Below are 25,200 nucleotides of genomic sequence, written 5' to 3' on the forward strand. Positions count from 1 at the left end.
CGCGGGATCGGGGATCCGTGGAGCGGCGGTACGGCGTGCGGTCGTCCCGGTTCGTGGACCCGGGCCGCGATCCGGACTCCCCGAGGCGGCGGTCGACTCCGCCGTCGGCAGCAGCGAGTGAGGAAGGTCCCACGATCAGTACAGGACCGACGGTGCGCGAACTGGGCGAATTCGCCCTCATCGCACGGATCAACGCAGGCCGGGAACAGGGGCCCGCCGTACAGCTGGGTCCCGGGGACGACGCGGCTGTACTGGCGGCGGCACGCGGTCGCTATGCGGTGAGCACGGATATGTTGATCGAGGATCGGCATTTCCGGCTGGACTGGTCGGAGCCGGTGGATATCGGACGTAAGGCGATCGCCCAGAACGCCGCGGATATCTATGCGATGGGCGCCGAACCGGTCGGCTATGTGGTGGGTCTGGGAGTACCGGACCGGACTCCGGTGGACTCGGTGACCGCGTTCGCGGACGGGCTCTGGGCCGAGGCGGCGCGGGCGGGGGGATCGATCGCGGGCGGAGATATCGTGCGGAGTCCGCAGTGGGTTGTCTCGGTGACTGCCTTCGGCGACCCACTGGGCGAGCAACCGGTGACCAGGTCCGGCGCGCGAGCGGGCGGCATTCTCGCGATCGCCGGGCGACCGGGCTGGTCGGCGGCCGGATATGCCGTGCTCACGGCCGGGCACCCCGTCGATTCTCACCCCGGCGCGGAGACCGCTGTCGCCGCGCACCGTGCCCCGCGGCCTCCGTACGACCTCGTCCGTGGTGCCATGGCCGGTGATCATCGGCCGGTGGCGCTCACCGACATCTCCGACGGACTGCTCGCCGATCTCGGGCATCTGGCCGAATCTTCCGGAGTCGCCATCGATGTGCGCTCGGGGGCGCTGCGGGATACCGGGCTGGAGGATTTGGCCGGATCGCTGGAAGCCGATGCGCGGCAATGGATTCTGACCGGGGGTGAGGATCATGTGTTCGCCGGGGTCTGGCCGCCCGGTTCGGTTCCGCCGCCCGGATGGACCGTTGTCGGCGGTATCCATACTGGTCGGGGGGTAACCGTGGACGGGGTGCGCCCGGGCGGTCCGCAGGGCTGGGAGGCGTTCTCCGGGACGGACTCGGCGAAACCGGACCACTCACGATAGGTTGTGCGGTCATGGGCACGAAACCACTCGTGGAAATCATCGATCCGGGCTGGGCGAAAGCACTGGATCCAGTCGCCGACCGTATTGCGGAGATGGGCGAGTTCCTGCGTGCCGAGAATGCCGCGGGCCGCGGATATCTCCCCGCCGGGGAGAATGTGCTGCGCGCCTTTCAGGAGCCGTTCGAGGAGGTCCGGGTGCTGATCGTCGGTCAGGACCCCTACCCGACTCCGGGGCACGCCATGGGGCTGAGCTTCTCGGTAGCGCCCGATGTTTCGCCGGTCCCGCGCAGCCTCGCCAACATCTTCTCGGAATACAGCAAGGATCTCGGCCATCCCACCCCGAGTTGCGGGGACCTGAGCCCCTGGGCACGCCAGGGTGTGCTGATGCTGAACCGGGTCCTGACAGTCGCTCCGGGCACTCCGGCCTCTCATCGCGGGAAGGGCTGGGAAAAGGTCACCGAGCAGGCGATTGCCGCTCTGGTGGCACGAGACGAGCCGCTGGTCGCGGTGCTGTGGGGGCGGGACGCCGCCTCGCTGAAACCTGCGCTGGCCGCGGCGGAGGTGCCCAGTATCGAATCCGCACACCCGTCACCGTTGTCGGCGTCACGAGGATTCTTCGGCTCACGTCCGTTCTCCCGGGTCAATGAACTACTGGACGAACTCGGCGCCGAGCCGGTGGACTGGCGCCTGCCGTGAGCGGGCGTCGAATGAGAAACAAGTAGAGGAGCACACATGAAACTGCGCGGCATCACCGCCACGCTCGCGCTGGGCGCCGCCCTGTCGGGCGCTGCCGGGGCGACGGCCGGAGCGGCCCCGCTGCGGCTGGAACCGGCCAGCCCGGTGACCGAGCCCGCGGGCCCCATCGCCGAGGATTTCACCTCGACGGGTTCGTCGACCATCTCCGCCTCGGTGAACGCCAAGGGCGCTTGCCTGTTCCAGCGAACCCTGAGCGCCATGGACCTGGACTGCTGATTTGCCCGTTCGTACGGCGTAACGCCCGCATATTTGCGATGCTGAAAATCGTGAGTAATGCGAACAATCTGCTCGATCCCGTCCAGCTGCGGTTACGCGGCGCGGGCGGGATCGAGCTCGTTGCGGACCGGTACGGCCCACCGGACGGCCCGGCCGTGCTGTTCCTGCACGGCGGCGGCCAGACCCGGCACTCCTGGAAGCAGACCGGCGCCCAGCTCGGCGCGACCGGACTCCGGGCGGTCACCCTCGACGCGCGCGGCCACGGCGACAGCCAGTGGGCACTGGATCGCGACTATCGCTACGAGGCCATGGTCGGCGATGTACTCGCGGTGCTGGAGCAACTCGGCGGCGGCCCAGTGGTCGTGGTCGGCGCCAGCATGGGCGGTATCACCGGCCTGCTCGCCACTGCCGCGCCCGGCGGCGACGCCATCTCGGCACTGGTCCTGGTGGATATCGTCACCCGGCCCGAACCCGAAGGCGTCAACCGGGTGCTCACCTTCCTGAACAGGAATCCGGATGGGTTCGCGACCCTCGACGAGGCCGCGGACGCGGTCGCCGAATATCTTCCGCATCGGCCACGGCCCGAATCCAACGCGGGACTGCTGCGTAATCTGCGCGAACGTGACGGTCGCTGGTATTGGCACTGGGATCCGGGCATTCTCGGCGACGAATCCGCCGACCCCGACGAAATGGCACGCATCCTCGACGGAGCGGCGCGCGCGATCGATATCCCGGTACTGCTGGTGCGGGGGTTGCAATCGGATGTAGTGAGCGCTGCGGGCGCCGCCGAATTCATGCAGCTGGTACCGCACGCAGAACTGGTGGAGATCGGTAATGCCGCCCATACTGCCGCCGGCGACGACAACGACTCGTTCACCGAGGCGGTCGCGAAGTTCGTCATACGCTCCCGCTGACTGTCGGTACCGCGCAGGCCACGCTGCGCGGGCATCAGTCAACCCGGCTGCGCGGGCATCAGTTCAGCCCGGAATAGTCCGGGGCGCGTTTGGCGAGAAATGCATCCACACCCTCGCGGCCGGTCGGGCTTCCGGCGGCCGCACCCATCGCATCGCGTTCGGCATCCAGCTGCTCGCTCAGAGACGCGGTGGCCGAGCGGCTGAGCAGGCTGCGGATGGAGCTGTAGCTGGCGCGTGGGCCGCGCGCCAGCGTGCGTGCCAGCGCACGGGCGTCGTCGCGGACCGATTCGTCGCTCTCGGCGAGCCGGGCGAGGATCCCGAGCCGGTGAGCTTCCGCGGCGTCGAGTACCGCATCGGTCAGCAGGATCTCGCGGGCCTTGGCCGCGCCCACGAGTCGCGGCAGCGTCCAGGACATACCGCCGTCCGGGCTCAGCCCGACCCCCGGATACGCGGGTCGCATCCGGGTGCCCGGACCACCGACCGCGATATCGGCAGCGCAGACCAGGCTCATCCCGGCACCCGCGGCCCAGCCGTGGACGGCGGCGACTACCGGCACCGGGGCACTGTCCAGCGCTCGGACGAGAACATGCAGCGTATCGGCCAGCTGATATAGATGCGCGGAACGGTCCTGTGCCGCCGCGAAGTCGCGCACATCGCCACCGGCACAGAAGTTCGGGCCCGTACCGGTGAGCAGTACCGCACCGATATCCGAGCCGAGTTCGGCGAGGGCGGCGGCCCCCGCAGCGACCCCGGCGAAATCCAGCGAGGTGCCCTTGGCGGCGGTGGACAGGATGATCTCCAGGACCCCGTCGTCGTGGCGGACGTAGTCGGCTTCGGTGCTCATTTCCGCGACACTACTGGGCGCGACAAGCCGACGATATCGCTACCGCCGCACCATACGGATCTCGGTGGCCGTGGCGAACCGTTCGGCCCGGGTGGTGCCGTCGGGGGCGAAACCGTATCTGGTGTAGAAGGCGCGAGCCCGGGGGTTGCGTTCGAAAACCCACAGCGAACACGAGCGGTCCGGCTCCAGCACCGCGTCCATCAGGTCGCGAGCCAGCCCGCTGCCGTACCACTCTGCCCGGACGTACATGGCCTGCAGTTCTCGCTCGGCCACCGCGGGTTCGTCGCGGGGCGCGCTGTAGTGGGTGAATCCCGCGATGCCGGCACCCGATTCCGCCACCAGGATCCGACCGGAGTGGTTCCGGGCGATCCGCTCCCAGTTGGCGGCCCGGTGCTCGAGATCGAAGGCGTCCAGGACATGGTCGGGGACCAGACCCCGGTAGGCCTCGCGCCAGCAAGCGATATGACAGGCAGCCAGCGCGTGCGCATGCGCGGGCCCCAGTGGGGCGAGCCGCCAGGAGATACCCGGGCCGCCCGGCTCGTCGGTGTTCGTACTCGTCTGGTGCTCCTTCCGGACAGCGATACGACCTCGCCCCGGCTCCTGTGCGGAGCCGGGGCGAGGTCGTATCGAAGAGCTGTGGGCCTCCTCGGCTGAAACCGGTGAACCGGTGATCAGCCGCGGACCACCTTGCCCGCCTTCAGGCAGGAGGTGCACACGTTCATCCGGCGGGTGTTACCCGGGGCGACCTGCGCCCGCACGGTCTGGATATTCGGGTTCCAGCGACGGTTGGTGCGCCGGTGCGAATGCGAGACCGATTTACCGAAGCCGGGGCCTTTGGCGCAGACGTCGCAGACGGCAGCCATAGTCGCGAACTCCTTCATGTCATCATGGGGGACCTGCCACCAATACAGTGGTCGATCCTGAGCAATGTCGTCATGCCTCGCCGACGAGCATCGGCGGATTCGATGACCATCGGACAGCGCAGACCGGGAAGGGCCGCGCCAGGCAACCCTGCAAGGGTAGCCCGACCCGCTGCGATCCACCAAACCGGGGTGAGCAGCCACCCGCGCGAACCGCCCCGGCCCCGGTCACGGTGTCGGGAGCGGCCGCTAACCTGGCGTTCGACGGTGGCGACAACTTCGGTGGCGACAACTTCGACGGTGGCGACGACTTGGAACGAGGTGGCGGTGCCCGAAACTCGGCAGGTGAGCGGCGGCGATGCGCCGGCCACCGGTTCGGTGTCCGGCGGGCTGGGCGGATCCGAATTCATGGCCTGGAGCCGGATCTGTGTGGCCGAGCTCGAGCAGCGGCGCGCGGAGATCGATGCCCTCAACGTCTTCCCGGTACCCGATTCCGATACCGGGACCAACCTGCTGGCGACCATGCGTGCCGCCCTGGCGGAAGCGGAGCATGTGTCCGCGGGCGATGCCGCCGGGGCCCCGGACCGGCGGCCTGCCCATCCGGTCACCGCGGCGCTCGCGCGGGGCGCGAGCGCCGGGGCCCGGGGTAATTCCGGGATCATCCTGTCGCAGGTGCTGCGCGGTATCGCGGAGGCGACGGTGGCGGCCGGGCTGACCGGGACCACCTACCGCGTCGCGCTGGTCCGGGCGGCAACGCTGGTGCGAGGGAGCTTGAGCGATCCGGTGGAGGGCACCATTCTGACTGTCCTCGACCGGGCGGGGTCCGCGGCCTCCGTGTGCGCGGAACCCGGACTGGCCGCGGTGGTGCGCGCCGGTGCCGACGCGGCGGCGCGGGCTCTGGCGGATACCCGGGACCAGTTGGCGGTTCTGCGGGAGGCCGGAGTGGTGGACGCCGGTGCGCGCGGGCTGCTCGTATTGCTGGACGGGTTGGTCACCGTGGTCACCGGAGCGGCGCCGGTGCGGGCGGAGTATCGGGCAGCGGCCTCCCGGAAGCTCTCGGTGCGGCGCGAAGCGGCGCAGCGTTACGAGGTGATGTACCGGATCGACGGGGCTCGCGAGGATCTCGTCGCCGGACTACGTTCCCGGCTGGCCGGCCTGGGTGATTCGGTGGTGGTGGCAGCCGACGGCGCGGGTGGCTGGTCTGCCCACGTGCACTGCGCGGACGCGGGTGCGGCGGTGGAAGCCGGGCTGGCCGTGGGCGATGTGAACGGGATCCGTATCGAACATCTCGCCGAGGATTACGCTTCCGGCGACGGCGTCCCGGCGGGCCCGCGTACGGGCAGCGTCGTGATCACCGGAGGGTGCGAGGCGGCGGATACACGGCAGGTGCGCGATCGGGCCGTCCGGCAGATCAGCGGGCGCATCCGGGAACCCGCCGATCGCGGAGTCCTGGCCGTCGCTTCGGGGGGCGGTGCGACAGCGCTCTTCGAGGCGGGCGGGGCGGTAGTCCTGAGCGCCGAACGTGCGCTGGAATCGGCGGTGCTGCTCGCCGCCATCCGGCAGCTGCCGCATCGCGAAGTGCTGGTGCTGCCGAACGGGGCCCTGCCGGCACACGAACTGGTGGCAGTCGGTGCGGCGGCGCGCGACGCCCACCGGGACGTACTGCTGTTGCCGAGCGCCAGCATGGTCCAGGGTCTGGCGGCCCTGGCCGTGCACGACCGGGCCCGGGTCGCCGTGGACGATGCCTTCACCATGTCCGAAGCGGCCGCGAGCACGCGCTGGGGCGCGCTGCGACGCGCGGCTGAACGTGCACTCACCATGGTCGGAACCTGTGCGCCCGGCGACGGTCTCGGCCTGGTGGGCCACGATGTGGTGGTCATCGACCGAGATCCCCGCGCGGCGGGCCGGACCCTGCTGGACCGGATGCTCGGGGTGGGCGGTGAACTGGTGACACTACTGGTCGGCGCCGGCGCGCCCGATGGGCTCGCCGGCGACCTCACGGGGCATATCGGCGCCGGATTCCCCGGTGTCGAGGTGACGGTGTATTCCGGTGGTCAGCAGGGGGACCTGATACAGATCGGTGTGGAATGAGTATCCGCTGGGCCCTTCGGCGGGCAGTGGCGACAGGAGTAACGCGATGGCGACACTGAGCGACCGGCTCGACCATCTGCTCGGCGCGAAGGCAGCCGCCTCATTGGCCGACGCGTTCGATATGCACACGGTGGAAGATCTGCTGCGCCACTATCCGCTGCGCTATGCCACCCAGGGGCAGCCACTCACCGAGGAGGCGCCGGAGGACGGCGCGCACATCACCGTGATCGGCCGGGTCACCAAGGCTGATCTGCGGCCGATGCGGCAGCGGCGGGGTTCACTGCTGAAGGTGGTACTGGACACCGGTGGCGGGCGTGGTGTGGATGTCACGTTCTTCAACGGGGACAAGGTGAAATACGTGATCCGGCCGGGCGTCCGGGCCATGATGTCGGGCACGGTCGACTATTGGCGGCCCGGCCAATGGAATCTGAGCCACCCGGGATATCTGATCCTGCCGGAGACCGACGACGAGCCCACCCTGACCACGGTGCGCGGCGGGGGTGATCTGCGCGGTATCGCGCAGAGCGCGAAGGGCGAAGGCGGGGTGGACATGTCCTTCTTCGATCGCGAGTTCGTTCCCGTGTATCCCGCGACGGCGAAGGTGCAGAGCTGGGAGATCCTGGCCTGCGTCCGGCAGATCCTCGATCAGCTCGACCCGCTCGACGATCCGCTGCCCGCGAACGTGCGTGACGAGCGGGAACTGATGCCGGTGGGCGACGCGCTGAGGCTGATCCACCTGCCCGAGCATTCCTCCGATATCGAGCGGGCCCGGCAGCGGTTGCGTTTCGACGAGGCATTGGCGCTGCAACTGGTGCTGGCCGAACGTCGCCACGAGGTATCGGGCCGCACGGCTCGGGCCTGTCCACGGCGCGAAGACGGGATCGCCACCGCTTTCGACGAGCGGCTGCCGTTCGAACTCACCGAGGGCCAGCACCGGGTCATCGGGGAGATCTCCGCAGATCTGTCCCGGGAACAGCCCATGCACCGGCTGCTGCAGGGCGAGGTGGGATCGGGTAAGACAATCGTGGCACTGCAGGCGATGCTCCAGGTGATCGACGCGGGCCAGCAGTGCGCGCTGCTCGCGCCCACCGAAGTGCTCGCCGCCCAGCACTATCGGTCGCTGTCCGCGATGCTGGGCGATCTCGGGCAGGCCGGCGAACTCGGCGCTGCCGAGACCGCGACACAGGTGACATTGGTGACCGGTTCCATGCCCACCGCCACCAAACGTGCCGCGCTGCTGGCCGCGATGAACGGGGACGCCGGGATCGTGATAGGAACCCATGCCCTGATCCAGGACGCGGTCGAATTCTTCGATCTGGGTCTGGTGATCGTGGACGAACAGCATCGGTTCGGGGTGGAGCAGCGCGATGCCCTGCGCGCCAAGGCCAAGTCGGGTTTCTCACCCCATCTGCTGGTGATGACCGCGACCCCGATCCCGCGCACCATCGCGATGACCACCCTCGGTGATCTGGAGACCTCGACGCTCACCGAACTGCCCCGGGGGCGTTCACCGATCCAGTCGAAGGTGGTGCCGCGCCGGGTGCATCCCAACTGGGTGGACCGGGCCTGGGAGCGGATCACCGAGGAGGTCGGCGCGGGCCGGCAAGCCTATGTCGTGTGCTCGCGGATCGGCGAGGACGAGGACGATCCCGCTCGGGGGCGCGGCGGAAAGGCCGCCGACACGGGCAAGGAACCTCCGTCCACCCAGGCCGTGGTCGACGTCTTCGACCGCCTGCGCACCGGGCCGCTGGCACGGCTGCGGATCGGACTGCTGCACGGACGGCTGCCGTCGGATGAAAAAGACCAGGTGATGCGCGACTTCAATGCCGGCGAAATCGATGTACTGGTCTGTACGACGGTCGTCGAAGTCGGCGTGGACGTACCGAACGCGACGGTGATGGTGATCGTGGACGCCGACCGGTTCGGGGTGAGCCAGCTGCATCAGTTGCGCGGCCGGATCGGCCGCGGTGCGCATGCCGGGCTGTGCCTGCTCGTCACCGATGCCGCGCCCGGTGGTCCGGCGATGACCAGGCTGGAGGCCGTCGCCGCCACCACCGACGGATTCGAGCTCTCGGTGCTCGACCTGCGGCAGCGGCGGGAGGGCGATGTGCTCGGTGCGGCACAGTCGGGGACGACGCGGTCCCTGCGACTGCTCTCGTTGCTCGACGATCTCGAAGTCATCGCCGCGGCCCAGGAACTGGCGCGCGCGCTGGTCGAACAGGATCCCGGGCTGACCGGGAATCCGGGCCTGGCGGCGATGATGCACGCGGCCGTCGACTCCGAACGCCTGGAGTACCTGGCCAAATCCTGATCGACCGGCCCTGCCGCACGAGCTCGACCCGGCAGTCGCGCCGGTCGGGCTCGACGAGGTGCCACCCGGCACCGGAGTCCCGCGGGATCCTCGATCTCGCCGGGGAACCGTGCCGGACGGCCCGGCGTCAAACCTGGCAACGGTATAGCCGAGGGGAAAGGGGCCGGGGCCATGGAGGAAAGGCAGAGATGCCGGGCGGTGCGGCGGTCGCTGTCCGCGCCGGCGCGATTGCGGCCGGTGCTGCGGATGACGCAGACCTGTCCGCAGTGTGTGGCGCGGCGGACGAAACGCCGGGAACCGGGGGCGGGGGAACTGGAGAGCTGAACGGCCCGGGTCGCGCCGTGTGACGCGACCCGGGCCGGAGATTCACCGCACGCTACGGGCAGCGGCCACCATATTGCGCAGGGAGGCTTCCACCTCGGCGGGGCCGCGGGTTTTCAGACCGCAGTCGGGATTGACCCAGAGGCGTTCGGCCGGAACCGCTTTCAGCGCCGCGCGCAGGGACGCGGTAATTTCTTCGACGCCGGGGACCCGGGGCGAGTGGATATCGTAGACACCGGGCCCCACCCCGGCGTCGAAGCCCGACGCGTTCAGATCGTCCAGAACCTCCATATGTGATCGGGCGGCCTCGATCGAGGTCACGTCGGCGTCCAGTCCGGCGATCGCCTCGATCACCTCGCCGAATTCCGAATAGCACAGGTGCGTGTGGATCTGCACGGAGTCGGCCACCCCGGAGGTCGCCAACCGGAACGCGTCCACCGACCAGTCCAGGTACGCCCGCTGATCGGCGGTGCGCAGTGGTAGCAGTTCACGCAGGGCCGGTTCGTCGACCTGGACGATCCGGATACCGGCGCTCTGCAGATCCACCGTCTCGTCCCGGATGGCCAGGGCAACCTGCCGAGCCGAGTCCGCCAGGGGCTGGTCGTCGCGGACGAAGGACCAGGCCAGGATAGTGACCGGACCGGTGAGCATGCCCTTGACCGGTTTATCGGTGAGCGACTGCGCGTAGGTGATCCAGTCCACCGTCATCGCGGCGGGGCGGGAGACATCGCCGAACAGGATCGGCGGGCGTACGCAGCGAGTGCCGTAGGACTGCACCCAGCCCAGTTCCGTGGCCGCGAATCCGTCGAGCTGTTCGGCGAAGTACTGCACCATATCGTTGCGTTCCGGTTCGCCGTGTACCAGTACATCGAGCTCCAGCTTCTCCTGGAGCGCGATGACCTCGCTGATCTCCGCCCGCATCCGCCGCACATACTCGGCTCGGTCGATCTCGCCGGAGCGCAGTGCCGCGCGGGCCAGCCGGATCGCCGAGGTCTGTGGGTAGGAGCCGATAGTGGTGGTGGGCAGGGCGGGGAGCCGCAGCCGATCCTGTTGCAGGGACCGGCGCTGTTCGGCGGGCGCCCGCCGAACAGCATCCGGGCCCAGTGCCGCCAGCCGCGCGCGTACCTGCGCGTTGCCGATCCGCGGATCGTCTCGGCGGCTCGCCGCGGCGGCGCGAGCAGCCGCCAGTTCCGCTGCGACGGCCTCGGTCCCGGAATTCAGACCACTGGCCAGCACCCGCACCTCGGCGGTCTTCTCGGCACCGAAGGCGAGCCAGGAACGCAGCGCGTCGTCGAGCCGGGCCTCCACCGCCAGCGAGTAGGGGACGTGCAGCAGTGAGCACGAGGTGGAGACCGCCAGAGACCGCACACTGCCCAGCAGTGCGGCCAGTGTCGACAGCGCGGCGTCCAGATCGGTGCGCCACACGTTGCGGCCGTCGACCACACCCGCGACGAGCAGTTTGTGTGCCAGTGCGGGAATCGCCGCGACCGCGGCGATATCGGCACCCGCGACCAGATCGACCGCGATACCTTCGATATCGGTCCCGGCCAGAGCATCCAGCGCCGGCCCCGGATGGCCGAAGTAGGTGGCGACCAGGATGGCCGGGCGGTTCTCCGATTCCGTCAGTTCCGTGTAGACGTGACGCAGTGTCGCTATCTCGGCCTCGGTGAGATCGGTGACCAGAGCGGGCTCGTCGAGCTGCACCCACTTCGCCCCCGCTTCGGCCAGCAGCCGCAGCAGCTCCCGGTACAGCGGGATCAGTTCCCCGACGCGGTCCAGGGCCGCCCCGCCGGTGGCCTTGGCGAGTTTCAGGAAGGTGACCGGCCCGATGACCACGGGCCGTGCCGCGACGCCCGATTCGATCGCCTCCGCCACCTGCTCCAGCAGATCGCCGGGATGCAGAGTGAAGGTCGTCTCCGGACCGAGTTCGGGGACCAGATAGTGGTAGTTCGTATCGAACCACTTGGTCATCTCCAGCGGTTCCACCGATTCGTTGCCGCGGGCGGCCGCGAAATAGCGGTCCAGCGGATTCTCGATATCGGCCACCCGGGTCGGCAGGGCGCCCAGTAGGGCGGCCGTATCGAGCATCTGGTCGTAGTAGGAGAAGGTGCCGACGGGGATCGAATCCAGGCCGGCGGCAGCCAGCTCGGCGTACTGATCGCGGCGCAATGCGCGCCCGGTCTCGTGCAGCTGCGCCGCGTCGATGCGCCCGTTCCAGTAGGACTCGATCGCGCGTTTGAGCTCCCGGCGCGGGCCCACCCGGGGAAGTCCGAGAACCGTTGCGGTGAACGGGCTCTGCGAAATAACAGTCACGGTGTTCTCCAGTGCTGAAGTTCGACGGCCATCGCCGTTCACGGACGCACGGCACCGATGAGACCCCGGACGACCCGGCCGCAAGGGCAGGTCGAAATGTCAGCACTGGTGGCGGCGCCTGATCCACGAGGCGGTGGCCACCGGATACGGCGTACCCGGTACAACCGGCAGGTCTTCGGACTCGCGGGCACCGGCCGTTACGGCCGACCTACTGGCCGTCGCTTCCCAGGCTGTACGGCCCAGTGCTGATGACGGCGGTCGTTCCTGCTCACCGCTGCGGGACAGTTCCGGATTCCCACCGGATTCCCTCTCACCCGCGTATTGCGGGCTTCGGCGCCGGGGGCGGACGTTCGGGGCTCCTCGTCGTCCGGCCGGCGGACCAGCTGCGTGGACCACAATAACGTGGACGCGCCGAGCTGCCCAGGGCGGTCCGGACGGTGCCCGGTCGCATTCGGCTTCGCATACCTTCGCAAGATCGGCCGAGCGCCCTGGACTGGCGGGATATCGCGGCGGCGGAGGATACGTACAGGCCTGGGTCGTTGTCGGTGAGATATGACGGTGCTATGAACAAGACTTCGCAGCGTTGCCATACGCGCTTGTGAAGATCCTGCCAAGTGGACTTCGCTGTCGATCCTGGATGCGGCGCCGGGTACGTTGGTTCAATGTTCTCGAAAGTCTTGGTTGCCAACCGCGGCGAAATCGCCATCCGAGCCTTCCGCGCGGCATACGAGCTCGGTGTCGGGACGGTTGCCGTCTTCCCGCACGAAGACCGCAATTCGGTCCACCGCCTGAAGGCCGACGAGGCATACGAGATCGGGGAGGAAGGCCATCCGGTCCGCGCCTACCTCTCGGTCGAGGCGATCATCGAGGCCGCCGAGACAGCGGGTGCCGACGCGATCTACCCGGGGTACGGGTTCCTGTCGGAGAATCCGGATCTGGCCGCGGCATGCGCGCGGGAGGGGATCACCTTCATCGGCCCCTCCGCCGAAGTCCTCGAACTGGCCGGTAACAAGGCGCGCGCGATCGCCGCGGCGAAGGCGGCCGGGCTGCCGGTGCTGAATTCGAGCGCGCCCTCGGCCGATCTGGCGGAGCTGCTCGCGGCGTCGGAGTCCATGGAGTTCCCGATATTCGTGAAGGCCGTCGCCGGTGGCGGCGGGCGCGGAATGCGCCGGGTCGCCGAGCGGTCCGGACTGCGGGAGGCGATCGAGGCGGCTTCGCGCGAGGCGGAGTCGGCATTCGGCGATCCGACGGTGTTCCTGGAGCAGGCTGTGGTCAATCCGCGCCATATCGAGGTGCAGATCCTGGCCGATACCCAGGGCAATGTCATGCATCTGTTCGAGCGCGACTGTTCGCTGCAACGGCGGCATCAGAAGGTGATCGAGCTGGCCCCGGCGCCGAACCTGGACCCGGAACTGCGGGACCGGATCTGCGCGGACGCGGTGGCCTTCGCCCGGCAGATCGGGTACAGCTGCGCGGGCACCGTGGAATTCCTGCTCGACGAGCGCGGCAACCACGTGTTCATCGAGATGAACCCGCGGATCCAGGTGGAACATACGGTGACCGAGGAGATCACCGATGTGGACCTGGTGCAGTCCCAGTTGCGGATCGCGGCCGGCGAGAGTCTGGCGGATCTGGGGTTGAGCCAGGACAAGGTCACCATCCGGGGCGCGGCCCTGCAGTGCCGGATCACCACCGAGGATCCGGCGAACGGTTTCCGTCCCGATACCGGCCGCATCACCGCGTACCGCACCCCCGGCGGCGCCGGGATCCGGCTCGACGGTGGCGCCAATCTCGGCGCCGAGATCGGGGCCTACTTCGATTCCATGCTGGTCAAACTCACCTGCCGGGGCCGGGAATTCCCGGCCGCGGTGGCCCGTGCGCGGCGTGCGCTGATGGAGTTCCGTATCCGCGGCGTCACCACCAATATCCCGTTCCTGCTCGCTGTCCTCGACGACGAGGATTTCACCGCGGGCCGGATCACCACGTCGTTCATCGACGAACGGCCGGAACTGCTGGCTACGCGTGAGCCGGCCGACCGCGGCACCAAGATCCTGAACTACCTCGCCGATGTGACCGTGAACAAACCGCACGGTGCTCGGCCGACCGCGGTGTATCCGCACGACAAACTGCCCGCGATCGATCTGTCGGTGCCGCCGCCGGACGGTTCGCGGCAGAGGTTGCTGACGCTGGGCCCCGAAGGTTTCGCCCGGGCACTGCGGGAGCAGAAGGCGGTCGGGGTCACCGACACCACGTTCCGGGACGCCCATCAGTCGCTGCTGGCGACCCGGGTGCGGACCAACGGATTGCTGGATGTGGCCGGGCATGTGGCGCGACTGACCCCGGAGCTGTTGTCGATCGAGGCATGGGGTGGGGCGACCTACGATGTGGCGTTGCGATTCTTGTACGAAGACCCGTGGGAGCGGCTGGCGGCGCTGCGCGAGGCGATCCCGAACATCTGCCTGCAGATGCTCCTGCGCGGCCGCAACACCGTCGGATACACGCCTTACCCGGAGCGGGTGACCCGGGCTTTCGTGGCCGAGGCCACCGAGACCGGGATCGATATCTTCCGGATCTTCGACGCCCTGAACAATGTCGACCAGATGCGCCCGGCGATCGACGCGGTCCGCGAAACCGGTACCGCGATCGCCGAAGTGGCGCTGTCCTATACCGGTGATCTCGCCGATCCGGACGAGAAGCTCTACACGCTGGATTACTACCTGAAGCTGGCCGAGCAGATCGTGGACGCGGGCGCGCATGTGCTGGCGATCAAGGATATGGCCGGATTGCTGCGCGCTCCGGCGGCGGTGAAACTGGTGTCCGCGCTGCGTAGCAATTTCGATCTGCCGGTCCATGTGCACACTCACGACACCCCCGGTGGGCAGCTGGCCACCTATCTCGCCGCCTGGCAGGCCGGTGCGGATGCCGTCGACGGTGCGTCTGCGGCGATGGCGGGCACCACCAGCCAGCCGGCGCTGTCGGCGATCGTGGCCGCCGCCGCGCACAGTGAATACGACACCGGGCTGAACCTGCGCAATGTCTGTGATCTGGAGCCGTACTGGGAGGCGTTGCGCAAGGTGTACGCGCCGTTCGAGTCCGGGCTGCCCGCGCCGACCGGCCGTGTCTACACCCATGAGATCCCGGGCGGGCAGCTGTCGAATCTGCGCCAGCAGGCCATGGCGTTGGGGTTGGGCGACCGGTTCGAGGAGGTCGAGGCGAAATACGCGGCCGCGGACCGTTTGCTGGGCCGGCTGATCAAGGTGACCCCGTCCTCCAAGGTCGTCGGTGATCTGGCGTTGTCGCTGGTGGGTTCCGGTATCGAAATCGAGGATTTCGCCGCCGAGCCGGGCCGGTTCGATATCCCCGATTCGGTGATCGGTTTCCTGCGCGGCGAACTCGGCACCCCGGCCGGCGGCTGGCCCGAACCGTTCCGTGAGAAGGCGCTCGCCGGGCGTAGCGCCGCAAAACCCGTGGTGGAGCTGTCCGCCGCGGACGAAGCGGGTCTGGCGGGCACCTCCGACGAACGGCGCGCGACCCTGAACCGGCTGCTGTTCCCCGGCCCGACCGCGGAATTCCTGGCACACCGGGAGAAGTACGGCGATACCACCGGCCTGTCGGCCAACCAGTTCTTCTACGGGCTGCGCCATGGCGAGGAACACCGCGTCCAGCTGGAGAAGGGCGTCATCTTGCTCATCGGCCTGGAAGCGATCGCCGAACCCGACGAGCGCGGTATGCGCACGGTGATGTGCATCCTCAACGGCCAGCTGCGCCCGGTGTCGGTGCGTGACCGTTCCATCGCCAGCGAGGTCCCGGCCGCGGAGAAGGCCGACAAGAACAATCCACATCACATCGCGGCGCCCTTCGCCGGTGTCGTGACGCTGACCGTGGCCGAAGGCGAAACAGTCGCCTCGGGCGACACCATCGGCACCATCGAGGCCATGAAGATGGAGGCCGCCATCACCGCCCCGCGCGGTGGTGTTGTGGGCCGGGTGGCCATCGCGCAGGTGCAGCAGGTCGAAGGCGGTGATCTGCTCGTCGAGTTGGGCGAGCGCGAATCCGAATGACCCGGATCGTCGCCGGAACAGCCGGCGGGCGGCGCCTGAAAGTGCCACCCGCCGGGACCAGGCCCACCTCGGATCGGGTACGCGAGGCCCTGTTCTCCTCGATCGAAGCCCGGATGGACCTGGCGGGCACGCGGGTACTCGACCTGTACGCCGGATCGGGGGCGCTCGGGTTGGAGGCGCTGTCCCGGGGAGCCGCGGCCGCGCTACTGGTCGAATCCGACCGGCGCGCCGCCGGGGTGCTTCGTGCCAATATCGCCGAACTCGGATTCGGCGGTGCGCAGGTACGGGTCGGGACGGTGGCCCAGGTGCTCGGGCACGGCGGGGCGGACACCTACGACCTCGTCTTCGCCGATCCGCCCTACGATCTGCCCACCGAATCCGTGCACGCCGACCTCATGGCGCTGGCCGTGCACAGCTGGTTGTCCGACGAGGCGTTACTGCTCGTGGAACGCTCCGCGCGCTCGGCCGAGATCGACTGGCCCACAGGGTTCGAAGCCCGGGCCCCGCGGCGCTACGGCGAGACCCGGATCGAGTCGGCGGTGTACCTCGGCGCCGACCCGGCCGGACCGGGCGAACCTGCTAGCGTCTGACCCATGGCAGGAGCTTTGTGCCCGGGGTCGTTCGACCCGGTGACCAACGGCCACCTCGATGTGTTCCGGCGGGCCGCCGAGCAGTTCGACGAGGTCGTCATCACGGTGATGATCAACAAGAAGAAGCAGGGCATGTTCGGTATCGACGAACGTATCGAAATGCTGCGTGATGCCACCGCGGACCTGCCGAACGTACGGGTCGCCTCCTGGGACGGCCTCACGGTCGATTTCGCCCGCGAACAGGGCATCACCGCCATCGTCAAGGGACTGCGCGACGCCGGTGATTTCGGCTACGAACTCCAGATGGCGCAGATGAACAAGAAGCTCTCCGGGGTCGACACCTTCTTCATCGCGACCAATCCCACCTTCAGCTATCTGTCCAGCTCCCTGGTCAAGGAAGTGGCGGCGTTCGGCGGTGACGTCAGCGATATGCTGCCGCCGCTGGTGCACAAGCGGTTACTCGATCGGCTCGCCGAGCGCGCGGGCTGATCCGGACCGCTGAGCTGTCACTTCCCGGGCCCGTTGCAGTGGCCGGAACACCAGGCCGCGCAGCGCCAGGAATCGCAGGCCGCCGACCACGGCGCTGATCGCGAGTACGGCGCCGGCCTGCGCGGGTTCGTCCAAAGTGGGGGCCAGCACTTCCAGCGAGGCGAGGGCCGCGGTGCTGATCCCCAGGCCCAGCAGCGCCAATCCACCGCCTTCCCACTGCGCGGTGAACCAGCTGACCCGTTCGGCCGCATGGAAGGTGAGCCTGCGGTGCAATTCGTTGGCCAGCACGGTGCTCACCACCGACCCGGCCACATTGGCCGGCAGCGTCCCCGCACCGGTCAGGGTCAGGAACAGCAGTACATAGGAGATATTGCTCAATCCGCCGACCAGCGCGAAACGAATCAACTGCGGGAACGCCCGGTCACCGCGCAGATACTGCAGGAGACGCTGCTGCCGGGCGGCGGCGGGGGCGAACGGTTCCGGCCAATCGATATCCAGATCCCCAGAGGTCAGTGCCGTGGAAGAAGGCAGCTGCAGGATGGTCATGGGCGGTTCCGATCGGGCAAGGGATGGGCAAGCCCGCCCGCGCGGCGGTTGGACTCCCTTAAGAATTTAGCACCAAGCGGAGGATAGGTCTCCAGTTGATTGTGTGAGTCTGCAGATATCGGGTCGAACGGGCGACACACCGAAATCAGGCTCGGCGCATCCACCGGCCCGGGGCACACTGGGAACGGCGTGATGTGTCGCCGATCGTCAGCAGGAGGACAGTGAGCATGTACCGGGTATTCGAGGCGCTCGACGAACTGGTCGCCATAGTCGAAGAGGCGCGCGGCATCCCCGCGACGCGCAACTGCATCGTTCCGCGGCCGGAAACACTCGACCTGCTGGACGACGTCCGCGACGCGCTGCCCACCGAGATCGACGACGCCCAGGATGTGCTCGACCACCGGGACAAGATCGTCGACGATGCCCGCGGCCTCGCGGAGGACACCATCCGATCCGCCGACGAACAGGCCGCCGGCACCGTGACCGACGCCCGTGCCGAAGCCGACCGGATCCTCGCCGAGGCGAAGGCCCACGCCGACCGGATGGTCGCCGAAGCGACCGCGCACGCCGACCGGATGGTCGATACGGCCACCGCCGAGGCCGAACGCCTGGTGTCCGACGCCAAGGCCGAGTACGAGACGGTCACCGGCCGGGCCCGCGCCGAGGCCGAACGGACGATCGAGGCCGGGCAGGCTTCCCACGACCGCTCCGTCGCCGACGGGCAGGCCGAGCAGCGGCGGCTGGTGGAAGAGACCGAGGTGGTGCGTGCCGCGCACGCCGAATCGGCTCGCGTCATCGATACCGCACACGCGGACGCCGACCGGATGCGCGCCGACTGCGACCACTATGTCGACACCAAACTCGCCGAATTCGAAGAAACGCTCGGCGCCGCACTGCGTACGGTCGGCCGGGGCCGTCAGCAGTTGCGCAACGGGGCAGGTGTACCCGATTACGCCGCAGAGTTCCGCCGCTGAGCTGTGTTTATTTGCGGCGCCTTCGGCGCCGCGGGTCGGGGCCCTATTAACCCCGGTTCTTCACTCCTGCGCTCAGTCGCTGCGCTCCTTCGCTTCGTCGCTCCAGAACCGGGGCGGGCCCCGACTGCGTGGATGGTTCTCGCCTTCGGCGTCGCTTCGGGGGCCTCGTGAGCCCGGGTGTTCGCTCCGGCGCTCGGTCGCTGCGCTCGTTCGCTCTGTCTTACGACGGGTCAGGACCAAGCGCTGCGGGTCCACACCCATCCTTACTGTCGCTCCAGAACCGGGGCGGGCCCCGACTGTGTTGTTTGCCCCGCCTGCGGCGGGGCGGTCGGGGCCCTTGTGACCCCGGTTCTTCACTCCTACGCTCAGTCGCTGCGCTCCTTCGCTTCGTCGCTCCAGAACCGGGGCGGGCCCCGACCATGGAAGGCTGGCGATTCGGAGTGGGTGGGGGAGGCCTACCTCATCAGTTCGGATACGTCCACGCGGTGAGTGTTCGCGGGGGTCGGATCTGTGAGCGGGCTGTCCGCACGCGCTCGGTCGTGCGCTCGATCGCATCCGGGACGGGGGTGGGGCACGCCCCGGACGCCCCTGTCCGGGTGGGGGAGCGGGTGCGCGCGGTCGTATGTCTCGACAGATCTGGGTGGGGTGCACGACGCTCTGTGGGCGCTTCGGTGGTCGCCGATCGCTGGACGGACGACCGTGTGCGTACGCGATCGAACGCTGTATCTTCGATCCGGCGCCGGCCCGGACCAGCGCCTGGTGGGCTCAGTCCATCGAGTTTTGCGGGGGTGCCCGCTTCGCGTACGGTGGTGTGGTTGCTCGCCGATTCCGGCGCAAACCGAACAGCCCCCAACCATCCAGTGGAGTGTTCTTCGATGTCTGCCGATACCACCGCGCGCTCGCGTTCCGGTGCACCACGTGCACACGGCGCGGGATTCGTGCTGGATGTCCGCAGCCTCGGTCGCGCCCCGGGATCGATGCGCGAACTGCGGCGGACGGTCACCACAACCGAACAGTTCGGGCTCGACCTGATCGGCGTGCCCGTCGGTGCCGAGGTCGAGCTGGATCTCCGGCTGCAATCGGTGTCGGAGGGAGTACTCGTCACCGGGACGCTCGATGCGCCGGTGGTTGGTGAATGCGCCCGCTGTCTCGAACAGTTCACCGATACGGTCCAACTGTCGCTGACCGAGCTGTTCGTCTACCCCGACAGCGTCACCGACCAGACCAGCGGTGATGACGAGATCTATCGGATGAGCGACGACCTCATCGACCTGGAACCCCTGGTGGTGGACCAGTTGGGACTGGAACTGCCACTGCAGCCGCTGTGCTCGCCGGACTGCCAGGGGCTGTGCCCCGAGTGCGGTGTTCGGATGGCGATTGCGGGATCCGATCACGGGCATGAGATACTTGATCCCCGCTGGGCCGGGCTGGCGAAATTCGCCCCCGGATCGCCCGGCAGCGGCAGCCCCGACGAGGGTGCGGCCACCGGAGAACCTTCCGCCGATACAGCACGTAACAGTACAGAGGAGAACTAGTCGTGGCCGTTCCCAAGCGCCGGATGTCCCGTTCCAATACCCGGTCGCGGCGCAGCCAGTGGAAGGCCGCCGCCCCCACCCTGATCACCTGCCCGAACCGGGCCTGTGGTGAGAAGACCCTGCCGCATATCGCGTGCCCCTCCTGCGGTACCTACAAGGGCCGCCAGGTCACCTCGGCCGTTTGACCCCCGATCCACCCTTGACCACGGGTAACGATGAACCGGGCGAGCCGAGTGGTCACGCTGATCTGCTCGCCGCGCTCGGCGTGCGGGTACAGCCGGAGTTGCTGCGCCTGGCGCTGACACACCGCTCGTACGCGTACGAGAACGGCGGACTGCCGACGAACGAACGGCTCGAGTTCCTCGGTGATTCGGTCCTCGGGCTGAGCATCACCGAACGCCTCTACCACGAGCATCCGGAGAAATCCGAGGGCGAACTGGCGAAGCTGCGCGCGAGTGTGGTGAACATGCATGCGCTGGCCGAGGTCGCGCGGAATTTGGGCGACGGCGGGCTGGGCGTGCATCTGCTGCTCGGCAAGGGTGAGGAACTCACCGGCGGCCGGGACAAACCCAGCATCCTCGCCGACGGGATGGAATCGCTGCTCGGCGCGGTCCACCTCGAGCACGGGATCGACGTGGCACGGGAGGTCGTGCTGCGGCTGTTCGCCGACCTGCTCGAACGTGGACCCCGGATGGGCGCGGGGCTGGACTTCAAGACCAGCCTGCAGGAGCTGACCGCAGAACGCGGTCTCGGGGTGCCCAGCTACGAGATCACCTCCACCGGCCCTGACCACGACAAGGAATTCACCGCGACCACCGTGATCGCCGGGAACGCCTACGGTCGAGGGGTCGGCCGGTCGAAGAAGGAAGCCGAGCAGAAGGCGGCGGGTGCGGCCTACCGCGCGTTGACCGGCGAATCCTGAGGTGCCCGAACTCCCCGAGGTCGAGGTCGTACGCTGCGGCCTGACCGAACATCTGTGCGGACGGACCATCGAGTCGGTGACCGTCACCCATCCACGATCCGTGCGCCGGCATGTGGCGGGTGCCACCGATATGGCGGCCCGGATCACCGGACTGTCGGTCGCCGCGGCCGAGCGACGCGGGAAATACCTGTGGCTCACTTTCGACCACGCCGACGGCGTCGCCGCCGATACCGCGCTGGTCGTCCATCTGGGGATGAGCGGGCAGATGCTGGTACAGCCCGCCGGTGCCCCGGTGGAGAAGCACGCCCATATTCGGGCGGTCCTCGACGACGGCCGGGAACTGCGGTTCGTCGATCAGCGCACATTCGGTGGCTGGGTGCTGGCACCTCTCGTGCGGGTGGACGGCGATCTGCTCCCCGATCTGCTGGCCCATATCGCTCGGGATCCGCTGGACCCCCACTTCGACACCGAGCGGGTGGTCGGCGTGCTGCGGACCAAGAACACCGAGATCAAACGGGTGCTGCTGGACCAGGCCGTGCTCTCCGGTATCGGCAATATCTACGCCGACGAGGCGCTGTGGCGGGCGAAGCTGCACGGCGGGCGGATCGCCTCGACGCTCACCCGCCCGGTACTGCGCGGTCTGCTCGCCGAGGCGCGAGCGGTGATGACCGATGCTCTTGCCGCCGGCGGCACCTCGTTCGATGCCCTGTATGTGAATGTGAACGGTGAATCCGGCTACTTCGAACGGGCGCTGGCAGTCTACGGACGCGGTGACCGCCCCTGCGCCCGGTGCGGTGCGGTGATCGTCCGGGAGAAGTTCATGAACCGCTCCTCCTTTTCCTGCCCGCGTTGCCAGCCCCCGCCGCGCGAGCGCCGCGTCTCTTCCTGACGACCCCTCGCGCGGGATCCGGCCGCGGGTTACGGTGGGCCTCGGCGAGATCATCGACTCGGTCCGTCCGGAAGGCAGGCCATGCGAAAGCTCACTTACTACGTCGCGGCCACCATCGACGGGTTCATCGCCACCGAGGGCGGCTCGGTGGATTTCTTCCCGGTCGGCGGCGATCACGGGCCCGCGATCACGGCGCAGTACCCGGAGACCCTACCGTCGCAGGTACGGGAATCGCTGGGTATCACCAAGCGCAACGAGAATTTCGACACCGTACTGATGGGCCGCCGGACCCATGATTTCGGTGTGCGGACCGGTACCACCAGTCCGTACGCGCATCTGCGGCAGTATGTGGTGTCGACTACGCTCACCGCCCGTCCGGATCCGGCCGTGGAACTGATCACGGCGGATCCCGTCGCCGCGGTCGCCGAGCTCAAACGGCAGCGAGGCCTCGGTATCTGGTTGTGCGGGGGTGGTGATCTGGCTCGGGCGCTGCTCCCGGAGATCGATCAGATCTTCCTGAAGCTGTATCCGATCGTGCTCGGCCGGGGACGGCCACTGTTCGGTACCGGGCCGCAACTTCCGGATCCGGCGAATTTCCGGGTGATCACCAGCCAGGTCTTCGAGGACGGCGTCGCCTTTGTGAAATACGGCAGGGCGAGGTAGCCGGTGGGCCCGGCGGAGGAGCCGGACGGGGCCGGGCAGACCATCCCGGGGCCCATCGCGGCACTACGCGAGATCGGTTTCTGGCTCGAACGCGGCCGGGAGCAGACACACCGGGTCAAGGCCTACCGCCGCGCCGCCGATATCCTCGCCGGACTCGACGAGGCGACGGCCGACCGGCACCGCCGGGACCGCAGCTGGCAGGAACTGGCCGGAATCGGTCCCAAAACCGCGGCCGTGGTCGAGGAGGCCTACTCGGGGGCGGTGCCGCGCTACCTCGCCGAACTCCGCGCCGCCGCGAAGCCGATCGGTTCCGGGGGTGCGTCGCTGCGCCAGAAACTGCGCGGCGATCTGCACACCCATTCCGACTGGTCCGACGGCGGCAGCCCCATCGCCGAGATGATGGCCTGCGCGGCCGCTGTCGGGCACGAGTACTGCGCCTTGACCGACCACTCGCCTCGACTCACCGTGGCCAACGGGCTCTCCGCCGAACGCTTGCGGCGCCAGTTGGACGTGGTGGCCGAACTCGCTGCGGAACTGGCACCGCTGCGGGTCCTGACCGGGATCGAGGTCGATATTCTCGACGACGGTTCCCTCGACCAGGACCCGGACCTGCTCGCCGAGCTCGATATCGTGGTCGCCAGCGTGCATTCGCGATTGCGCGACGACGCCGACACCATGACCCGGAGGATGGTGTACGCGGTGGCCGATCCGAACGTCGATGTACTCGGCCACTGCACCGGGCGACTGGTCGAGGGCGGGCGTGGTACCCGGCCGGAATCGGACTTCGACGCGCGGATCGTCTTCGAGGCCTGCCGGCGCTACGGTACGGCGGTCGAGATCAACAGCCGACCCGAACGCCGGGATCCGCCGTCGCGGCTGATCCGGCTCGCGCTCGAGATGGGCTGTGAGTTCACGATCGATACCGACGCACACGCACCCGGTCAGCTGGACTGGCAGGGGTACGGCTGCGCTCGCGCGGCGGCCGCCGAGGTGCCACCGGAACGGATCGTCAACACCCGTCCGGTGGACGAACTGCTGGAGTGGACGCGTACACCCGGCGGGGTCACTCGGCTACAAGGACCGCCGCCGCATCATCGCCGAGGCGGATAGCCGCCGTATCGCGGCGGAAGGATCTGCCGCTGCGGGCCACCGCGGAGATCCTGGACGTGCGCGGCGGGCGGCGGGTGGTGGGTACCGGTGGTGCAACCGGAACCGGCTGCACCGACGCTGACCGGCCGAGGACGGGTGCTCGGCGCCGCGACGGCGGATGGCAGGATCGCGACCATGGTTGATGACAGCACTGCGACCCCCGCCTCGGCGGCGGGCGACCCGGCTCATGCGGCGGAAGGCGGGCCGGCCACCCTGTGGGTGGAGCGTACGGGTACGCGCCGCTACACCGGTCACAGTTCGCGCGGCGCCGAGGTGCTGATCGGTTCCGAGGGTATGCCGGGGGTTTTCACTCCGGGGGAACTCCTGAAGATCGCGCTGGCGGCCTGTTCGGGGATGAGTTCGGACCTTCCGCTGTCGCGTCGGCTCGGCGACGAGTACGACGCCACCATCCGGGTCTCCGGTGCCGCAGATCGGGAGAACGAGGTGTACCCGCAGTTGGACGAGGTCTTCGAGCTCGATATGAGCGAACTCGATCCCGCGGCCCGGGACCGGTTGCTGGTGACGGTACAGCGGGCGATCGACAGGGTGTGCACGGTCGGCCGGACGCTGAAGGCGGGCAGCAAGGTGACCCTGTCGTTCGATATCGATACGGTCGACTGACAGTGGCGGCTGCGGAGGGGCCCGGCCCGGTCCGGCTGAGCGCCTGGGTGCACGGGTATGTCCAGGGTGTCGGTTTCCGGTGGTGGACCCGGGCGCGGGCGCTGGAGCTCGGACTTACCGGGCAGGCCACGAATGCCCCCGACGGCCGCGTGCACGTGGTGGCCGAGGGGCCGCGACCGGCGGCCGAGCGCCTGCTCGAGCTGTTGCGTTCGGGAGATGCCCCCGGGCGGGTGGATCTGGTGGTGGAGTCGTGGGACGCCGCGCGGGGCGGGCTGCGGGGTTTCGTCGAACGGTAGGGCGTGCCCGAGCGTCGGGGCGGTCACCGCGAAACCCTTGACACTACACAGTGGAAGATGCACTCTGGTGGGTATTCCATTGTGGAGTGTGGTCTGACCTATAAGGGGAGCGGTAATGGAGATCACGACAGGCACCCGGGCCTCGGACGCCGAACGCGACCGGATCGTGCGCGATCTGAGCAGGCACCTCGGCGACGGCCGGATCGACCTGACCGAATACGACCAGCGGGTCGCACAGGTGTACCGCATCGCGACCCGCGAGGAACTCGCCGGAGTGCTCGCCGATCTGCCCACGCCGGCGCCGATACGACAGGAGAAACCGCGCTCGCGCTTCCCGATCTGGCAGCGGATCGAGGCGAGCGCGTGGCTCACTGTCAGTGTGCTGGTACTGGTGATCTGGGCGGCGATCTCGCTGGGCGTCGGTGAGTTCACCTATTTCTGGCCGGTATGGGTCATCGGCCCGTGGGGTGCCGTGCTGGCAGTACGGGCGGCAACCGGTCTCGAAGGTGGCCACCGCCATCGCCGGAAGATATAACGCCCGGTAGCCTCGGTGACGTCCGGCCGGTGCACATGCGCGGCCGCGGTGGCCGGAGCGCCCGGCAATCGATCGGCCACGGCCGGTGCGCCGGACGGGGACTCGGCGCCACGGACCGATAGCATGGCTGATCGGTCTGGGTGAGGCGGGCAAGTCACGGAGGCGGAAA

At 68.6% G+C, this 25,200-nt stretch carries 24 protein-coding genes and 1 riboswitch; of the genes, 19 read left to right on the forward strand and 5 right to left on the reverse strand.

Translation table 11 applies throughout. The features are described from left to right. Positions 1-134 precede the first annotated feature (134 nt). From OG405_RS04540 to OG405_RS04555, 4 genes are read left to right on the forward strand one after another with little or no spacing between them, the layout of a single operon-like run. Complete coding sequence (locus OG405_RS04540; protein ID WP_327152200.1) at positions 135-1,136, forward strand: thiamine-phosphate kinase; 1,002 nt, start codon at positions 135-137, stop codon at positions 1,134-1,136. A gap of 11 nt (positions 1,137-1,147) precedes the next feature. Beyond that, positions 1,148-1,831, forward strand: coding sequence for a uracil-DNA glycosylase (locus tag OG405_RS04545; protein WP_327150385.1), 684 nt, complete (start codon positions 1,148-1,150; stop codon positions 1,829-1,831). A gap of 36 nt (positions 1,832-1,867) precedes the next feature. Next, complete coding sequence (locus OG405_RS04550; protein WP_327150386.1) at positions 1,868-2,107, forward strand: hypothetical protein; 240 nt, start codon at positions 1,868-1,870, stop codon at positions 2,105-2,107. 50 nt (positions 2,108-2,157) lie between these two features. Next, a complete protein-coding gene (locus tag OG405_RS04555) occupies positions 2,158-3,021 on the forward strand; it encodes an alpha/beta fold hydrolase (RefSeq protein WP_327150387.1) in 864 nt (287 codons plus the stop codon). A 58-nt stretch (positions 3,022-3,079) separates the two neighbouring features. Here the strand turns inward: OG405_RS04555 and OG405_RS04560 are convergent, their stop codons facing one another. Genes OG405_RS04560 through rpmB form a run of 3 tightly spaced genes read right to left on the reverse strand, consistent with a single transcriptional unit; the run spans position 3,080 to position 4,728 of the window. Continuing rightward, the gene (locus tag OG405_RS04560; RefSeq protein WP_327150388.1) at positions 3,080-3,865 is read right to left on the reverse strand and encodes an enoyl-CoA hydratase/isomerase family protein; all 786 of its coding nucleotides are present in this window, start codon (positions 3,863-3,865) and stop codon (positions 3,080-3,082) included. Between the two features lie 39 nt (positions 3,866-3,904). Then, a complete protein-coding gene (locus tag OG405_RS04565; protein ID WP_327150389.1) occupies positions 3,905-4,579 on the reverse strand; it encodes a GNAT family N-acetyltransferase in 675 nt (224 codons plus the stop codon). After that, positions 4,537-4,728 carry a 50S ribosomal protein L28 gene (gene rpmB / locus OG405_RS04570; RefSeq protein ID WP_011210730.1) on the reverse strand — a complete coding sequence of 64 codons (192 nt, stop codon included), beginning with the start codon at positions 4,726-4,728 and terminating at the stop codon, positions 4,537-4,539. The genes OG405_RS04565 and rpmB overlap by 43 nt, the downstream gene beginning before the upstream one ends. Positions 4,729-5,133: 405 nt before the next feature. On the opposite strand from rpmB, the gene OG405_RS04575 reads away from it, so the two are divergent. Together OG405_RS04575 and recG are read left to right on the forward strand one after the other, a co-directional pair. Next, positions 5,134-6,816 (forward strand): DAK2 domain-containing protein, encoded by a 1,683-nt coding sequence (locus tag OG405_RS04575; RefSeq protein ID WP_327152201.1) that lies wholly within the window; start codon positions 5,134-5,136, stop codon positions 6,814-6,816. A gap of 46 nt (positions 6,817-6,862) precedes the next feature. Further along, positions 6,863-9,127: an ATP-dependent DNA helicase RecG gene (gene recG, locus OG405_RS04580; RefSeq protein WP_327150390.1), complete on the forward strand. Its 2,265-nt coding sequence runs from the start codon at positions 6,863-6,865 to the stop codon at positions 9,125-9,127. 366 nt (positions 9,128-9,493) lie between these two features. On the opposite strand, the gene metE is transcribed toward recG, so the two are convergent. Then, complete coding sequence (gene metE / locus OG405_RS04585; protein ID WP_327150391.1) at positions 9,494-11,761, reverse strand: 5-methyltetrahydropteroyltriglutamate--homocysteine S-methyltransferase; 2,268 nt, start codon at positions 11,759-11,761, stop codon at positions 9,494-9,496. A 149-nt stretch (positions 11,762-11,910) separates the two neighbouring features. Then, positions 11,911-12,114: riboswitch (cobalamin riboswitch) on the reverse strand. A gap of 309 nt (positions 12,115-12,423) precedes the next feature. Here metE and OG405_RS04590 point away from each other — a divergent pair. From OG405_RS04590 to coaD, 3 genes are read left to right on the forward strand one after another with little or no spacing between them, the layout of a single operon-like run. Next, positions 12,424-15,822, forward strand: a complete 3,399-nt coding sequence (locus OG405_RS04590; RefSeq protein ID WP_327150392.1) for a pyruvate carboxylase — start codon at positions 12,424-12,426, stop codon at positions 15,820-15,822. Beyond that, positions 15,819-16,412: a 16S rRNA (guanine(966)-N(2))-methyltransferase RsmD gene (gene rsmD, locus OG405_RS04595; protein WP_327150393.1), complete on the forward strand. Its 594-nt coding sequence runs from the start codon at positions 15,819-15,821 to the stop codon at positions 16,410-16,412. Before OG405_RS04590 ends, rsmD begins: the two co-directional genes overlap by 4 nt. 3 nt (positions 16,413-16,415) lie before the next feature. After that, positions 16,416-16,901 (forward strand): pantetheine-phosphate adenylyltransferase, encoded by a 486-nt coding sequence (coaD, locus tag OG405_RS04600; protein WP_327150394.1) that lies wholly within the window; start codon positions 16,416-16,418, stop codon positions 16,899-16,901. On the opposite strand, the gene OG405_RS04605 is transcribed toward coaD, so the two are convergent. Continuing rightward, on the reverse strand, positions 16,869-17,447 hold the full coding sequence (locus tag OG405_RS04605; protein ID WP_327150395.1) for a GtrA family protein: 579 nt from the start codon (positions 17,445-17,447) through the stop codon (positions 16,869-16,871). The two genes, coaD and OG405_RS04605, sit on opposite strands and share 33 nt — an antisense overlap. A gap of 227 nt (positions 17,448-17,674) precedes the next feature. On the opposite strand from OG405_RS04605, the gene OG405_RS04610 reads away from it, so the two are divergent. From OG405_RS04610 to OG405_RS04655, 10 genes are all read left to right on the forward strand, one after another. Beyond that, complete coding sequence (locus OG405_RS04610; protein WP_327152202.1) at positions 17,675-18,421, forward strand: DivIVA domain-containing protein; 747 nt, start codon at positions 17,675-17,677, stop codon at positions 18,419-18,421. An 875-nt stretch (positions 18,422-19,296) separates the two neighbouring features. Further along, on the forward strand, positions 19,297-19,956 hold the full coding sequence (locus OG405_RS04615) for a YceD family protein (RefSeq protein WP_327150396.1): 660 nt from the start codon (positions 19,297-19,299) through the stop codon (positions 19,954-19,956). A gap of 2 nt (positions 19,957-19,958) precedes the next feature. Continuing rightward, positions 19,959-20,141 (forward strand): 50S ribosomal protein L32, encoded by a 183-nt coding sequence (gene rpmF, locus OG405_RS04620; RefSeq protein WP_083884195.1) that lies wholly within the window; start codon positions 19,959-19,961, stop codon positions 20,139-20,141. Positions 20,142-20,155: 14 nt separating this feature from the next. Next, the gene (gene rnc, locus OG405_RS04625; RefSeq protein WP_327152203.1) at positions 20,156-20,878 is read left to right on the forward strand and encodes a ribonuclease III; all 723 of its coding nucleotides are present in this window, start codon (positions 20,156-20,158) and stop codon (positions 20,876-20,878) included. 1 nt (position 20,879) lies between these two features. Beyond that, on the forward strand, positions 20,880-21,767 hold the full coding sequence (gene mutM / locus OG405_RS04630) for a bifunctional DNA-formamidopyrimidine glycosylase/DNA-(apurinic or apyrimidinic site) lyase (protein ID WP_327150397.1): 888 nt from the start codon (positions 20,880-20,882) through the stop codon (positions 21,765-21,767). Between the two features lie 81 nt (positions 21,768-21,848). Further along, positions 21,849-22,430 carry a dihydrofolate reductase family protein gene (locus OG405_RS04635; RefSeq protein ID WP_327150398.1) on the forward strand — a complete coding sequence of 194 codons (582 nt, stop codon included), beginning with the start codon at positions 21,849-21,851 and terminating at the stop codon, positions 22,428-22,430. A 3-nt stretch (positions 22,431-22,433) separates the two neighbouring features. Beyond that, positions 22,434-23,540, forward strand: a complete 1,107-nt coding sequence (locus OG405_RS04640; RefSeq protein WP_327150399.1) for a PHP domain-containing protein — start codon at positions 22,434-22,436, stop codon at positions 23,538-23,540. Between the two features lie 174 nt (positions 23,541-23,714). After that, the gene (locus OG405_RS04645; protein ID WP_327150400.1) at positions 23,715-24,200 is read left to right on the forward strand and encodes an OsmC family protein; all 486 of its coding nucleotides are present in this window, start codon (positions 23,715-23,717) and stop codon (positions 24,198-24,200) included. Between the two features lie 2 nt (positions 24,201-24,202). Then, positions 24,203-24,496, forward strand: a complete 294-nt coding sequence (locus tag OG405_RS04650) for an acylphosphatase (protein ID WP_327150401.1) — start codon at positions 24,203-24,205, stop codon at positions 24,494-24,496. Positions 24,497-24,611: 115 nt separating this feature from the next. Next, positions 24,612-25,031, forward strand: coding sequence for a DUF1707 SHOCT-like domain-containing protein (locus OG405_RS04655; RefSeq protein WP_327150402.1), 420 nt, complete (start codon positions 24,612-24,614; stop codon positions 25,029-25,031). The last annotated feature ends 169 nt before the right edge of the window (positions 25,032-25,200 follow it).

Origin of the sequence: Nocardia sp. NBC_01329, from assembly GCF_035956715.1 — a bacterium.
In the GTDB taxonomy this organism is placed as follows: Bacteria; Actinomycetota; Actinomycetes; order Mycobacteriales; family Mycobacteriaceae; genus Nocardia.

Bases quoted from the DNA above. Each gene is read 5' to 3' on its own strand.
- OG405_RS04590 (WP_327150392.1), top strand. From the start codon at position 12,424: ATGTTCTCGAAAGTCTTGGTTGCCAACCGCGGCGAAATCGCCATCCGA.
- OG405_RS04575 (WP_327152201.1), top strand. From the start codon at position 5,134: ATGGCCTGGAGCCGGATCTGTGTGGCCGAGCTCGAGCAGCGGCGCGCG.
- OG405_RS04545 (WP_327150385.1), top strand. From the start codon at position 1,148: ATGGGCACGAAACCACTCGTGGAAATCATCGATCCGGGCTGGGCGAAA.
- coaD (WP_327150394.1), top strand. From the start codon at position 16,416: ATGGCAGGAGCTTTGTGCCCGGGGTCGTTCGACCCGGTGACCAACGGC.
- OG405_RS04655 (WP_327150402.1), top strand. From the start codon at position 24,612: ATGGAGATCACGACAGGCACCCGGGCCTCGGACGCCGAACGCGACCGG.
- OG405_RS04605 (WP_327150395.1), bottom strand. From the start codon at position 17,447: ATGACCATCCTGCAGCTGCCTTCTTCCACGGCACTGACCTCTGGGGAT.
- OG405_RS04610 (WP_327152202.1), top strand. From the start codon at position 17,675: ATGTACCGGGTATTCGAGGCGCTCGACGAACTGGTCGCCATAGTCGAA.
- OG405_RS04550 (WP_327150386.1), top strand. From the start codon at position 1,868: ATGAAACTGCGCGGCATCACCGCCACGCTCGCGCTGGGCGCCGCCCTG.
- rsmD (WP_327150393.1), top strand. From the start codon at position 15,819: ATGACCCGGATCGTCGCCGGAACAGCCGGCGGGCGGCGCCTGAAAGTG.
- OG405_RS04635 (WP_327150398.1), top strand. From the start codon at position 21,849: ATGCGAAAGCTCACTTACTACGTCGCGGCCACCATCGACGGGTTCATC.
- OG405_RS04615 (WP_327150396.1), top strand. From the start codon at position 19,297: ATGTCTGCCGATACCACCGCGCGCTCGCGTTCCGGTGCACCACGTGCA.
- rpmB (WP_011210730.1), bottom strand. From the start codon at position 4,728: ATGGCTGCCGTCTGCGACGTCTGCGCCAAAGGCCCCGGCTTCGGTAAA.
- recG (WP_327150390.1), top strand. From the start codon at position 6,863: ATGGCGACACTGAGCGACCGGCTCGACCATCTGCTCGGCGCGAAGGCA.
- OG405_RS04645 (WP_327150400.1), top strand. From the start codon at position 23,715: ATGGTTGATGACAGCACTGCGACCCCCGCCTCGGCGGCGGGCGACCCG.
- OG405_RS04560 (WP_327150388.1), bottom strand. From the start codon at position 3,865: ATGAGCACCGAAGCCGACTACGTCCGCCACGACGACGGGGTCCTGGAG.